General features: G+C 71.3%; 13 protein-coding genes. 5 read left to right on the plus strand and 8 right to left on the minus strand.

Going from position 1 to position 13,202, the window contains the following annotated elements; all coding sequences use genetic code 11:
* Nucleotides 1-22: 22 nt before the first annotated feature.
* The 5 genes from hisH to hisD are packed head-to-tail and all read right to left on the minus strand — an operon-like array spanning nucleotide 23 to nucleotide 3,791.
* Nucleotides 23-658 carry an imidazole glycerol phosphate synthase subunit HisH gene (gene hisH / locus ACFOYY_RS13540; protein ID WP_352009034.1) on the minus strand — a complete coding sequence of 212 codons (636 nt, stop codon included), beginning with the start codon at nucleotides 656-658 and terminating at the stop codon, nucleotides 23-25.
* Entirely contained in the window at nucleotides 649-804 is a 156-nt protein-coding gene (locus tag ACFOYY_RS13545) for a hypothetical protein (protein WP_352009033.1), read from the minus strand. Before ACFOYY_RS13545 ends, hisH begins: the two co-directional genes overlap by 10 nt.
* Nucleotides 801-1,490, minus strand: a complete 690-nt coding sequence (gene hisB / locus ACFOYY_RS13550; protein WP_386189956.1) for an imidazoleglycerol-phosphate dehydratase HisB — start codon at nucleotides 1,488-1,490, stop codon at nucleotides 801-803. Before hisB ends, ACFOYY_RS13545 begins: the two co-directional genes overlap by 4 nt.
* Entirely contained in the window at nucleotides 1,418-2,488 is a 1,071-nt protein-coding gene (locus tag ACFOYY_RS13555) for a histidinol-phosphate transaminase (protein WP_352009031.1), read from the minus strand. Before ACFOYY_RS13555 ends, hisB begins: the two co-directional genes overlap by 73 nt.
* Nucleotides 2,478-3,791, minus strand: coding sequence for a histidinol dehydrogenase (gene hisD / locus ACFOYY_RS13560; protein WP_386189957.1), 1,314 nt, complete (start codon nucleotides 3,789-3,791; stop codon nucleotides 2,478-2,480). Before hisD ends, ACFOYY_RS13555 begins: the two co-directional genes overlap by 11 nt.
* A 100-nt stretch (nucleotides 3,792-3,891) precedes the next feature.
* On the opposite strand from hisD, the gene ybaK reads away from it, so the two are divergent.
* Together ybaK and ACFOYY_RS13570 are read left to right on the plus strand one after the other, a co-directional pair.
* Entirely contained in the window at nucleotides 3,892-4,392 is a 501-nt protein-coding gene (ybaK, locus tag ACFOYY_RS13565) for a Cys-tRNA(Pro) deacylase (protein WP_386189958.1), read from the plus strand.
* The gene (locus tag ACFOYY_RS13570; protein ID WP_386189959.1) at nucleotides 4,392-5,783 is read left to right on the plus strand and encodes an amidase; all 1,392 of its coding nucleotides are present in this window, start codon (nucleotides 4,392-4,394) and stop codon (nucleotides 5,781-5,783) included. Before ybaK ends, ACFOYY_RS13570 begins: the two co-directional genes overlap by 1 nt.
* Before the next feature lie 9 nt (nucleotides 5,784-5,792).
* On the opposite strand, the gene ACFOYY_RS13575 is transcribed toward ACFOYY_RS13570, so the two are convergent.
* Nucleotides 5,793-6,158, minus strand: coding sequence for a hypothetical protein (locus ACFOYY_RS13575; RefSeq protein WP_386189960.1), 366 nt, complete (start codon nucleotides 6,156-6,158; stop codon nucleotides 5,793-5,795).
* Nucleotides 6,159-6,237: 79 nt separating this feature from the next.
* A complete protein-coding gene (locus ACFOYY_RS13580) occupies nucleotides 6,238-6,789 on the minus strand; it encodes a hypothetical protein (protein ID WP_352009026.1) in 552 nt (183 codons plus the stop codon).
* A 106-nt stretch (nucleotides 6,790-6,895) separates the two neighbouring features.
* Between ACFOYY_RS13580 and murA the strand changes: the two genes are divergently transcribed.
* Nucleotides 6,896-8,212 carry a UDP-N-acetylglucosamine 1-carboxyvinyltransferase gene (gene murA, locus ACFOYY_RS13585; protein WP_352009025.1) on the plus strand — a complete coding sequence of 439 codons (1,317 nt, stop codon included), beginning with the start codon at nucleotides 6,896-6,898 and terminating at the stop codon, nucleotides 8,210-8,212.
* 52 nt (nucleotides 8,213-8,264) lie between these two features.
* The gene (locus ACFOYY_RS13590) at nucleotides 8,265-10,601 is read left to right on the plus strand and encodes a transglycosylase domain-containing protein (RefSeq protein WP_386189961.1); all 2,337 of its coding nucleotides are present in this window, start codon (nucleotides 8,265-8,267) and stop codon (nucleotides 10,599-10,601) included.
* A gap of 41 nt (nucleotides 10,602-10,642) precedes the next feature.
* On the opposite strand, the gene ACFOYY_RS13595 is transcribed toward ACFOYY_RS13590, so the two are convergent.
* Nucleotides 10,643-11,899, minus strand: coding sequence for a serine hydrolase domain-containing protein (locus tag ACFOYY_RS13595; RefSeq protein WP_386189962.1), 1,257 nt, complete (start codon nucleotides 11,897-11,899; stop codon nucleotides 10,643-10,645).
* A 706-nt stretch (nucleotides 11,900-12,605) separates the two neighbouring features.
* On the opposite strand from ACFOYY_RS13595, the gene ACFOYY_RS13600 reads away from it, so the two are divergent.
* Entirely contained in the window at nucleotides 12,606-13,190 is a 585-nt protein-coding gene (locus tag ACFOYY_RS13600) for a class IV adenylate cyclase (protein ID WP_386189963.1), read from the plus strand.
* The last annotated feature ends 12 nt before the right edge of the window (nucleotides 13,191-13,202 follow it).

Genomic DNA, 13,202 nt, shown 5'->3' on the forward strand with positions numbered 1-13,202 from the left:
GACGACCTCTGCGAGAAAGACGTCACCCGAGGGTGCCGAGCCAGTTGGTGAGCAGCTGCGCCCCCGCGTCGCCCGACTTCTCCGGATGGAACTGGGTGGCCGTCAGCGGGCCGTTCTCCACCGCGGCGACGAACGGCACGCCGTGCTCCGACCAGGTGACCAGGGGGTCGGTGAACCCCGGGCCCGCCTTGAGCTCCCAGTCGCGCACGCCGTAGGAGTGGACGAAGTAGAAGCGCGTCTGCGGGTCGAGCCCGTCGAACAGCACACTGCCCTCGGGCGCGCTGACGGTGTTCCACCCCATGTGGGGCAGGACCGGCGCGTCGAGCCGTTCCACGGTGCCCGGCCACTCGCCACAGCCCTCGGTCGTGACCCCGTGCTCGATGCCCGTCTCGAAGAGGATCTGCATGCCGACGCAGATGCCGAGGACCGGCCTGCCCGCGGACAGGCGACGGTCGATGATCCGCTCTCCCCGTACGGCCCGCAGTCCCGCCATGCAGGCCGCGAAGGCGCCGACGCCCGGGACGACCAGGCCGTCGGCCTCCAGCGCCTGCGTGTAGTCGGAGCTGACCGTGACGGTCGCGCCGACCCTGGCCAGTGCCCGCTCGGCGGAGCGGAGATTGCCCGACCCGTAGTCGAGAACCGTGACCCTCACCACCACAACACCGCCGCGGTGGTCGCCAGGGCCGCGAGCGCGCCCAGGAGCAGCGCGCCCTTCTTGAGGCCCTGCTTGAGGAAGGACACGATCCCGCCCACCATGAACAGGGCGACGAAGGCCATGGCGACGGCCGTCCAGTTGCCGGTCACAGGACGCCCTTGGTGCTCGGCACGCCGCTGGCGCGGGGGTCGGGCTCGCTGGCCTCCCGCAGCGCCCTGGCCAGCGCCTTGAACTGCGCCTCCACGATGTGGTGCGCGTTGCGACCGTAGGGCACGTGGACGTGCAGGCAGATCGCGGCCTGCGCGACGAACGACTCCAGGATGTGCCTGGTCATCGTCGTGTCGTAGGTGGAGCCGATCATCGGCGCCATTCCCTCGGGCTCGCTGTGCACGAGGTACGGCCTGCCCGACAGGTCGACCGTGACCTGCGCCAGGGCCTCGTCCAGCGGGCACGACGCGTTTCCGTAACGCCTGATGCCCGACTTGTCGCCCAGTGCCTCCCGGAACGCGGCGCCCAGCGCGAGCGCGGTGTCCTCGATCGTGTGGTGCGAGTCGATGTGCAGGTCGCCCTCGGTCTTCACGGTCAGGTCGAACAGACCGTGCTTGCCGAGCTGGTTCAGCATGTGGTCGTAGAAGCCGACCCCGGTGGACACCTCGACGTATCCGGTGCCGTCGAGGTTGACCTCGACCAGCACGGACGTCTCCTTGGTCGCGCGCTCGACGCGGCCGAGGCGCCGGGTGGGCTCGGCTCCGGCAGAACTGCTCACAGGGTTCCTTCCAGGGCGGCGCGGAAGGCCGCCATCTCCTCGGTCGTTCCGATGGACACGCGCAGCCATCCGGGCGGCCCGACCTCGCGGATCAGCACCCCGCGGTCGAGCATGTCCCGCCAGACGGTGCGCCTGTCGGTGAAACGGCCGAACAACACGAAGTTGGCGTCGGAGTCGGCCACCTCAAGGCCCTTGGCCCGCAGCCATCCGACCGTCGCGTCGCGCTCGGCGCGCAGCGTGTCGACGGTGCCGAGCAGCTCCCCGCGGTGGGCGAGCGCGACGCGCGCGGCCGCCTGGGTGAGCGACGACAGGTGGTACGGCAACCGCACCAGCAGCAGCGCCTCGATCACCGCCGGGTGGGCGGCGAGATAGCCCAGCCGGGTCCCGGCCATGGCGAACGCCTTGGACATGGTCCGCGTCACGATGAGCCGGGGGTTGCCCGGCAGCAGCGTCAGCGCGGACGGCGTTCCCTCACGGGCGAACTCGAAGTAGGCCTCGTCCACGACGACCATGCCGGGCGCCGCCTCCACGATCCTGGCGATGACCTCGGGGTCGAGCGCGGTACCGGTCGGGTTGTTCGGCGAGGTCAGGAAGACGACCGCGGGCCGGTGCTCCTCGATCGCGGCGATGGCCTTGTCCGGGTCGATCCCGAAGTCGTCCTCACGCGACCCGGCGATCCACTCGGTCGAGGCGCCGGTGGTGATGATCGGGTGCATCGAGTAGGACGGCTCGAAGCCGAGCGCCGAGCGCCCCGGCCCGCCGAAGGCCTGCAGGATCTGCTGGATGACCTCGTTGGAGCCGTTGGCGGCCCAGACCCGCTCGTGGGTCAGGCCGTGCCCGAGGTAGGCGGCCAGGTCCTCACGCAGGGCGACCGCGTCCCGGTCGGGATAGCGGTTGAGCTCGCCCGCCTGGGACCGTACCGCCTCGGCCAGGTCGGCGACCAGGGACTCGGAGGGGCCGTAGGGGTTCTCGTTGGTGTTGAGCCGCACCGGGACGTCGATCTGGGGCGCGCCGTACGGCGTGCGTCCCCGCAGGTCGTCACGGATGGGCAGGTCCTCAAGCCTCATCGGGGATCTCCCATCCGAAACGGGCTCGTACGGCGGCGCCGTGCGCGGGCAGGTCCTCGGCGTCGGCGAGCACGCACACGTGCGCGGCCGAGCGCGCCAGCGCCTCGCGGCTGTAGTCGACGACGTGGATGCCGCGCAGGAAGGTCTGCACGGACAGACCGGAGGAGTGACAGGCGCAGCCGCCGGTCGGCAGCACGTGGTTGGAGCCCGCGAGGTAGTCGCCGAGCGAGACCGGCGCGTGGGCGCCGACGAAGATCGCACCCGCGTTGCGCACCCGGGCGGCGAGCGCGGCGGCGTCCGCGGTCTGGATCTCCAGGTGCTCGGCGGCGTAGGCGTCGACCACCCGCAGCCCCGCCTCCATGTCGTCGACGAGCAGGATGCCCGACTGACGGCCGGACAGGGCCTCGGTGACGCGTTCGCCGTGCTTGGTCGCCGCCACCTGGCCGGGCAGCTCACGCTCGACGGCCTCGGCCAGCTCGACCGAGTCGGTGACCAGCACCGAGGCGGCGATCACGTCGTGCTCGGCCTGGCTGATCAGGTCGGCGGCCACGTGCACCGGGTCGGCCGTGGCGTCGGCGAGGATCGCGATCTCGGTGGGGCCCGCCTCGGAGTCGATGCCGATGACACCCTTGAGCAGCCGCTTGGCCGCGGCGACCCAGATGTTGCCGGGGCCGGTGACCATGGTGACCGGCTCGCACTCCTCGGTGCCGTAGGCGAACATCGCGACCGCCTGGGCCCCGCCGACGGCGTAGACCTCCTCGACCCCGAGCAGCGCGCACGCGGCCAGGATCGTCGGGTGCGGCAGGCCGCCGAACTCCTTCTGGGCGGGCGAGGTGACGGCCAGCGAGGGCACGCCCGCCTCCTGAGCCGGCACGACGTTCATCACGACGCTCGACGGGTAGACCGCCCTGCCGCCCGGCACGTACAGGCCGACCCGTTCGACGGGGACCCAGCGCTCGGTGACGGTGCCACCCGGCACGACCTGGGTCGTGACGTCGGTGCGGCGCTGGTCGCGGTGGACCAGGCGGGCCCTGCGGATCGACTCCTCAAGGGCGGCCCTGACCCTGGGGTCGAGGTCCTCCAGCGCGCGGGCGATCGCCTCCGCGGGCACCCGGGTGGAGTCCAGCTCGACACCGTCGAACCTGGCGGTGAACTCCCGTACGGCCGCGACCCCACGATGATGCACGTCCTCGCAAATCGGCCGGACCGCTTCCAGGGCGGTTTCGACGTCGAGCTCGGCACGGGGCAGCACGGCGCGGAGGTCCCTCGGCAGGGACCCGCGCAGGTCGGTACGAGAAATCACCCGCCCAGTCTACGGACGTCCGGCACCCGGTCTTGTTCCGTACCATCATACGGACACGTCCTTTACGTTGTAGATTTTTCGTGGTGGTTAGACTCCCCCCGTGAGCAAGAGCAGGAACAAGGGCGGCCAGGGCACTCCGGCGACGGTCGCGCTGGCCCAGGCCGGGATCGGCTTCACCCTCCACCCCTACGAGCACGACGCGGCTTCCCAGACCTACGGCGAGGAGGCGGCCGACGCGCTCGGCGTGCCGTACGAGCGGATCTTCAAGACACTGGTCGCCGAGGTCGAGGGCGCTCTGGCCGTCGCGGTCGTACCGGTCGCGGGCAAACTCGACCTGAAGGCGTTCGCCGCGGCGCTGGGCGGCAAGCGGGCGGCCATGGCCGAGGCGGCCAAGGTCGAGCGGGTCACCGGCTACGTGGTCGGCGGGATCAGCCCGCTCGGCCAGCGCAGGCGGCTGCCGACCGTGGTCGACGACTCCGCCCTGGAGTTCGACACGATCTACTTCTCCGCCGGGCGCAGGGGCCTGCAGATCGAGACGGCCCCCGCCGGGCTGGTACGGCTGACGCAGGCCGTCACGGCCCCCATCGGCAAGACGGGCTGATGTTCTACCTGACCGCCCTGGAGATGCTGGAGCTGCTGCGGACCCGGCAGGTGGGGGCCGTGGAGCTGCTGCGGGCGCACCTGCGCAGGATCGAGGAGGTCAACCCGCGCGTCAACGCGATCGTCACGCTGGCGGCCGAGCGCGCGCTCGCCGAGGCCGAGCAGGCCGACCGCGACCTGGCGCGGGGCCACCCGCGCGGCCCGCTGCACGGCCTGCCGGTCGCGCACAAGGACCTGACGGAGACCGCGGGCATCCGCACCACCTACGGCTCGCCGCTGTTCGCCGACCACGTCCCGCCCCGCGACTCCATCCTGGTACGGCGGATGCGCGAGGCCGGGGCGATCACGGTCGGCAAGACGAACACCCCCGAGTTCGGCACCGGCTCCCACACGGTCAACGAACTGTTCGGCGTGACCCGCAACCCCTACGACCTGTCGCGTTCGGCGGGCGGCAGCAGCGGCGGGGCCGCGGCGGCGCTCGCGGCCGGGATGATCCCGCTGGCCGACGGCTCCGACATGGGCGGCTCGCTGCGCAATCCGGCCTCATTCTGCAACGTGGTCGGATTGCGGCCGACACCGGGACGCGTGCCCGCCCCCTCCCCCACCGCCGCGTGGTTCACCCTCGGCGTGCCGGGGCCGATGGCCCGCACCGTCACGGACCTGGCGCTGCTGATGAGCGTGATCTCCGGTTTCGACGCCGTTTCCCCTCTCTCGATCGCCGAGAGCGGGCAGGCGTTCGCCGGGTCGCTGGAGATCGACCCGGCGCGGCTGCGGATCGCGTGGAGCCCCGACCTCGGCGGCCTGCCGGTCGACCCGGAGACCGCCCGGGTCACCGCGTCGGCCCCCGAGGTCCTCCAGGTGCTCGGCGCCCGGGTCGAGCAGGTCAGGCTCAACCTGTCGGACGCCGAGGAGGCCTTCCGCGTCTACCGGGCCTGGTACTACGCGCTGTCCTACGGCGGCATGCCCGCCGAGCGGCTCGGGGCCAACGTGCGCTGGAACGTCGAACAGGGCCTGAAGGTCACCGGGGCCGACCTGGCCAGGGCGGAACGGCTGCGCAGCGGCCTGTACCGGCGGATGGGCCGTTTCTTCGGCGACCACGACTTTTTGCTGGCGCCGGTCAGCCAGGTGCCTCCGTTCCCGGTCGGCGAGCCGTACGTCTCGGAGATCGACGGCGAACCGATGCCCGACTATCTGGCGTGGATGCGCTCGGCCTACTGGATCAGCGTGCTGCACGCCCCGGCGATCTCCGTGCCCTGCGGTTTCACCCGGGACGGCCTGCCGGTCGGCGTGCAGATCGTCGGACGGCCGTTCGACGACCTGGGCGTGCTGCGCCTGGCCCGCCTCTTCGAACAGGTGACCGGCCACGGCGCGCGCAGGCCGGACCTGCGCTGAACGACCCCCTCAGGCCCCCCGGGGCCTCGGAGCACGCGTGCGCACGAGGAACAGGATGAGGCATCCGGCCAGGCTCGCGGAGGCCCCGGCGCCCAGGAGCGCGGCGGAGGTGAACTGGGAGCGGTGCTCCTCGTCGTCGGTCCCGGCGAAGCCGAGGTAGCGCTCCGCCTCCGCCGTCAGCTCGTCGTATCGCCTCTGGTCCTTCTCCTTGACGGTCTCCGCCTCGGCGAGCAGGTCGGACACCTTCTGCCGATGCCCGTCGAGCCGCTCCCCCGTCTCGCCCGCCCGCAGGAACGCCAGGGTGCTCAGTCCCGCCAGGACCAGGGCCACGGCCACCAGGGCCGCTCCGAACCACATACGTCTCGCCGTCGTCATGGCAGAGGAACGTAGTGCGGCGCCCAGGACGGCCGAACCCGCCGCGAGGGTGATCCCGCCTCCCCCGCCCGGATGATCGTCAGTGCCCGCTGATGTCGTAGCCGGACAGCGGGCCGTAGGGGTCCCGGCCGCCGAACGGCGTGCGCAGCGGCGAGTCACGGTAGCCCGCGACGCCCTCAAGCACGAAGAACAGGCCGACCGCCAGTGTGGGCCAGGCGAACATGACTCCGGTGGCGGTCAGGGCGAGCGGGCCGGGGAACAGGGAGACGGAGGTGCCGGAGGCCACGACGTCGGCCGCCGGGGCCAGGTTGACGGCCCCTCCGGTGAGGCTCGCGAGGTAGGACCCCAGCAGGCCCCCCGCCGCCAGGCCGAGGACGATCGCCAGCGGCCTGCCCCGGCGCGAGAGGCTGTAGCCGACGGCGCCGCAGGCCAGCCCGATCACGCCGGTGACGGCCGCGAACAGGCCGTCGTCGGCGATCAGCGCCTGGGTGGAGGGATCCGCCAGCAGCGGGCCCTGCCCGGTCATCACGTACGGCGGGCGCGGCGCGAGCGTCGACCACAGGACACCTGCCACCACCCCGAGGATCCCCAGGGCCAGTACGGTGACGGCGAAGTCGCGCGCATGCCGCAAAGTCTCCCCCTACCCGCTGTACTGATGTCTGTGCTGATGTGCCCGATGTTACCGATCCCGGGTCGTGTTCCCGGAGAGTCAGGGCGAATCCCGTTACGCTGTCCGGGTGAACGAAGAGGTGTGGCTGATCGAGCCTTCCGGACCGCTCCGCGGCGACGTCGAGGTCCGCGGCTCCAAGAACGCCGTGTCCAAGCACATGGTCGCCGCGATGCTCGGCGCCGGGGAGAGCACGATTCACAACGCCCCCGACGTGGGTGAGGTCGGCATCACCGCGCAGATGCTACGGGCGCTCGGCATCGACGTCGAGATCACGCCCAGGGAGATCAGGGTCGCCCGGGGAGAGCGGATCAACCCGCACGTCCCCGCGGCGTTCACCGGCCTCAACCGCATCCCCATCCTGATGCTCGGCCCGTTGCTGCACCTGGCCGGCGAGGCGTTCGTACCGCTGGTCGGCGGCGACCCGATCGGGCGCAGGCCCGTGGACTTCCACGTCGAGGCGCTGCGCGCGATGGGCGCCGAGGTCGAGGTGAGCGACACCGGGGTCTACGCCAAGGCCAGGAGGCTGCGCGGCACCCGGATCGAGCTTCCCTATCCCAGTGTGGGCGCCACCGAGACGATCCTGATGTCGGCGGTGCTCGCCGAGGGCAAGACCGTCCTCAAGGGCGCCGCCATGGAGCCCGAGGTGGTGGAGCTCGCCCTGTTCCTGCAGCGGATGGGCGCGCGCATCGAGCTCAGCCCGGACCGGCGCATCGTCATCGAGGGCGTCAAGCGGCTGCGCGGCGCCTCGACCTGGCTGAACGGCGACCGGATCGAGGCCTTCTCCTACCTCGCCGCGGGCCTGATCACCGGTGGCGAGGTCAGGGTGCACGGCTGCCCGCAGGACCGCCTGGTGACGGCCATCACCACCCTCGCCAGGATGGGCGCGGAGATGGACATCACCGACGACTACGTCTCGGCCTCGGCCCCCGAGGGGCTGCGGGCCGCCGCGGTGCAGACCGACACGCACCCGGGGTTCATGACCGACTGGCAGACGCCGCTGATGGTGCTGTTCACCCAGGCCCAGGGCATGTCCGTGCTGCACGAGACGGTCTTCGAGAACCGGCTGGTCTACGTGCCCGCGCTGCAGCGGATGGGCTGCGAGATCGAGGTCTTCGACGTGTGCCTCGGCGGCCCCGCCTGCCGTTACCACGACACCAACGCCAAGCACTCCGCGGTCGTGCGGGGCGTGTCGAAGCTGCGCGGCGCCGACGTGACGCTGCCCGACATCAGGGCCGGCTTCTCCGCCGTGCTGGCCGCCGCGGCGGCCGAGGGCACCTCGACGCTACGCGGCGTGCACCACATCGAGCGGGGCTACCACCGCCCGTTCGAGCAGTTCGCCTCCCTGGGTCTGCAGGTCAGCAGGGAAGCGGTCGGGGAAGGGTAAAGATTCACGGCCGGGCGTTTGCCCCAGCCCGTCCGGCCGCACGTTACTGTCTGTGACATTTCGATCATCCGAGGTGAGACGCGGGCTCGCCGGGTGCCTGTGGGGTCTGACGGCCTGCGGCGTGCTCGGCGGGCTCCTGGTCGCGGCCATCGCCCTGCCGGCGGTCGGCGGCGCGGGCATCACCACCAACACGGTCACACACCTGTTCATCGACCTGCCCCCCAGCCCGAGGGAGGACCCGCTCCCCGAGCGGACGATCCTCCTGGACAGGAACGGCAAGCAGTTCGCCCAGTTCTACACGGAGAACCGGAAGATCGTTAAGCTCGACCAGGTCGCCCCGGCCATGCGCCAGGCGATCGTGGCGATCGAGGACTCCCGCTTCTACGAGCACGCGGGCCTGGACATCAAGGGGACCCTGCGGGCCCTGGTGACCAACACCCAGGCGGGCGGCGTACGGCAGGGCGGCTCCTCCCTCACCCAGCAGCTGGTCAAGAACATCCTGGTCGAGAGCGCCGAGACCGACGCCGAACGGGACAGGGCCCGCGAGCCGAGCCTCAGACGCAAGATCACCGAGCTGCGCTACGCGCTGGCCATGGAGGACAAGTACTCCAAGGCGGAGATCCTGGAGCGTTATCTCAACATCGCCTACTTCGGCGCCGGGGCCTTCGGGGTCGAGGCGGCCGCCCAGCGGTTCTTCTCCGTCTCGGCCGCCGACCTGACCCTGAAGCAGGCGGCGACGCTGGCGGGGGCGGTGCGGACGCCGTACTCGACCGACCCCTCTCTCGGCCCGCAGCGCAGGCACCGCCTGCGGGAGCGCAGGGACATCGTGCTCGACCGGATGGCCCAGCTCGGCGACATCCCGGTGGCGCAGGCCGAGGCGGTCAAACGCACCCCGCTGGACATCCGCATGCGGCCCGAGCCCGGCGGATGCGCCGGGAGCGCCTACCCCTACTTCTGCCTCTACGTCCACAAGGAACTGGTGACCAACCCCGCCTTCGGCCCCACCAGGGCCGCGCGGGAACGGCTGCTGGCCAGGGGCGGCATCGTGCTGCGCACCACCCTCGACCCGACGGCCCAGCGGGCCGCGCAGCACGCCGTCTCCTCCCACGTCTCGCCGAAGGACACCGAGGTCGCCGCGGAGGCGATGGTCGAGCCGGGAACCGGCCGGATCAGGGCGATGACGGCCAGCAAGAGGTACGGCGTCAACTCGGGCAACGCCAGGAACGGCCCGAGCACCACCTACAACCTCCCGGCGGACATGGCGCACGGCGGCGGGCAGGGCTTCCAGGCGGGGTCGACCTTCAAGGCGTTCACCCTGGCGACCGCCCTGGCCAGGGGCTGGCGCTTCGACGACGGCTTCATGACGCCGGGCAGGTTCGTGCCCTCGGGGGGCTACTTCGACTGCCGGGGACACCGGGTGAACGACCCGCGCAGCCAGATCTTCAACGCCAGCGGCGAGGGCAGCGGCGGACCGCAGAGCATCTCGACGGGCACCTGGAAGTCGGTGAACATCTTCTACATGATGCTGGAGCGCCGGGTCGGCCTGTGCCAGGTGGTCAAGACCGCCAAGGCGCTCGGCGTGGTCCGCGCCGACGGCACGCCGCTGCGCGAGGTGCCGACCTTCACGCTCGGGGTCAACGAGATGGACCCGGTGACGGTCGCGGCGGCGTTCGCCGCGTTCGGCGCGCGGGGCCGTTACTGCAGGCCGATGGCGATCGTCGACATCGTCGAACGGGACGGCACGCACGTCCCGGTGCCGCCGAGCTGTGTGCAGGCGATCGAGCGTGACGTGGCCGACGCGGTCAACCACGTGCTGTCCGGGGTGTTCAGCAAGGGAACCATGACGGGACAGGACATCGGGCGCGACGCGGCGGGCAAGACCGGCACGAACAACGGCTACACCTCCGCCTGGTTCGCCGGATACACCCCCGACCTGGCCGCCGCGGTCAGTGTCGGCGACATCAGGGGCGCCTACCGCTACCCGCTGCGTGACGTGACGATCGGCGGCGAGTACTACGGGCAGGTGCAGGGCGCCTCCCTGCCGGGCCCCATCTGGGTCTCCTCCATGGAGGCCGCCCTGCGCGACGTCGAGGCGTCCTCCTTCCACCACCCGGACATGTCACGCTTCGGTGGTGGATACACCCCGGGCATGGACAAACTGCTGGAGGCCGAGAAGAAACGCGACGGCCGGAACGGGGGCGGTGACGGGGATGGCGGGGCGGACGGGCAGGACGCCGGGGAGCCGGACGAACGGCACAGCCTCGGCGCCGACCACGGCTACCGGGGCGGCAGGGCCCACTGGAGGAAACCCCGCCACCAGCAGCGGCAGCAACAGCCGCACCGGCGGCAGCGACATCACCGGCCCGGTCCCGGCCACCGGGCCCGCTGAGGGGCCCCGGGGCCGTCCCCGCGCGGGACGGCCCCGAAGGCCTACCTCTTGACCAAGACCTGCTGGGTCGGGAAGGGCACCAGGGCCGTTCCCCGGGCCAGGGCGGCACCGGGACCGCACAGCGCCCGCAGCATGTGATCACCGAGCGCCTGGTCGATCGGATGCTGCTGCGGAATCCCCTGGGCGTCGAGGCGCTGGTACTTCATCAGGTTGATCCCGAGGGAGATCTGGCGGCGGCCGTCCTGGCTGGACAGGGAGAAGGTGCCCATGCCGAAGACCCCTCCGTCGTGGCCCCAGAACCGGCCGCAGGGCAGATCCTGGGCGTAGACGCCCAGACCGTAGTTCACCAGGACGTTGCCCTGACCGTCGGTGACGGGCACCGTGGTCTGCATCTGGGCGAGCTGGGCCTTGGGCAGCAGCCTGCCTTCGAGCAGCGCCCGGTAGAACCGGTCGAGGTCGCCGGTCGTCGAGACGACGGCGCCCGCGGTGTACGCCCACGACATGTCGTAGACGCTGTAGTCACGCGGCGGGTCGATGAGCCCGTAGAGCGACTCGTAGGCCTTGGAGTGCGGCCCGGGGATGACCGGCGTGCGGGGGAAGGAGGTCTCGCGCAGCCCGGCCCTGTGGATGACCTCACGGGTGATGTACCGCTGCGCCGGTTCGCCGGTCACCGCCTCCAGCAACAGCCCCGCGATGACGTAGTTCGTGTTGGAGTAGGACCAGCGCTCCCCGGGCTCCCCCGTCGGCTGGGCCTGCAGGCCGAGCCTCACCAGTTCCGCCGGCGCGATGGAACGGAAGCGCCCCTCGTCCAGGCTCGCGGCCGACCCCTGGGCCAGGGAGGGGAAGGCGCCCAGGACGTAGTCGCCGATGCCACTGGTGTGGTTGAGCAGCATCCGCACCGTGACCCTCCGCCCGAGGTCGGCGGGAAGCAGCCTCGGCAGATGACGCGCGACGGGCGCGTCCAGGTCGAGGCGCCCCTTCCCGGCCTGCTGGAGGATCGCGACCGCGGTGAAGGTCTTGGTGATGCTGCCGACCCGGTGGCGCATGCCCGGCCGTACCGGTCTGCCGGTTTCCACGTCGGCGACCCCGGCCGCCCCGTCCCACGCCTGCCTGCCGTTCCGGACGCTGGAGTAGAGGCCGTACATGCCCGCGTCACGGACCGCGTTGAGGGTCGCCTCCAGTCCCTCGCGATCGAGACCCTGCGGCGCCACCGGGCCGGACTCCGGCGGCCCCGCCGCCTGCGCGGGCAGGGCGGCGCCCGCCACGAGCGCGGCGCTCAGCCCAAGCCCAACGATCACAACCCCACGACGCCTCATGAAGGCCGCCATTCACCATCTCCTCGGAACCGGGAACACGACCTCATCACGATCACAAAATCACCGCCCCGGGGCCTCCCCTTTCCGGACGAATCGACGTTCGTTCTCAGGAATGACAATCGCCGCCGAACGACCGCGTACCGGTCCGCCCGCGACTCGTCGCGTGTCTGGCCGAATGCCGTGGCGGGCGAAACGGATGCCACCGCCTCGTGGCCGGTCACCGGTTCGCCACGGGTGGCCCCGCATCGTCGGCGCGGGCGGCGATGCGCACCTCCCACGGCGTCCGGGACCGCGCACCGAGCGGCGGCCTCTCCTCGAAGCCAGAGAAGCCGCGAGGGGCAGAGGAATCCGCTTTCTCCTCCCGAATATTCCGCCCGGTCAAAATCGAAGAATCCCACCGTGCAATCGGTGCACGACGGGAAAAGGAAAACACGTATACGTGGTGACACGGCCCCGCCCCGTACTTCACCGTTTACCTCCGGCCAGGAGGGCCAGGAGAGCCAGAGGAAACCGCCGGGACCATCGGATCCACGCGACGTCCGGCACCCGGTCTGGAGTCACTCCGCCCTCCCCTGGCCGTGAGATCCTGCTGATCTTGAGGACGGACGGGTTCCCCGGGCGAGCCCCATCGGACCGCCTGCCGCAAGGACCCGCGCGTCCGGACGACCGACACCGGAGGAAAGAGACCATGAAGCACGAGTACGAGGCCACGTTCCTGTCCGTCGAAGTCGCCGACCTCCGGACCAGGTTGATCTCCCTGGGGGCCGTCCAGGTGTTCCCCCGCACCCTCCTGACCAGGAAGATCTTCGAGAGCGACGTCTTCGGCGACGGCCAGTGGCTCCGGCTGCGCGACGAGGGGGGCCGTTCGACCCTCACGCTCAAGCAGGTCACGGACGCCACCGTCATCGACGGCACCGTCGAGGTCGAGACCGAGGTGGGCGACGCGCGGGCCATGGCCGAGATCCTGCGGCGTCTCGGCCTCCGGGAGGCCCGCTACCAGGAGAACTACCGGGAGGAGTGGAAACTCGGCGACGTCGTCTTCGACATCGACACCTGGCCCGGCCTGCCGACCTTCGTCGAGGTCGAGGGGCCGGACGAGGCCGCGGTCCGCCAGGCCTCGGCCCTGCTCGGATTCGACTACTCCACGGCCCGTTTCGGCAGTGTCGACGTGATCTACCGCAGCGAGACGGGCCGGGACATCCTCTCCGAGCCCACCCTCCTGTTCTCCCCGGAGGACCGGGAGGAGAGCGCCGGGCCCTCCGCGAAAGACTGACCTCCCGGAAAC

It is taken from the genome of Streptosporangium jomthongense, assembly GCF_042650425.1.
GTDB lineage: Bacteria > Actinomycetota > Actinomycetes > Streptosporangiales > Streptosporangiaceae > Streptosporangium.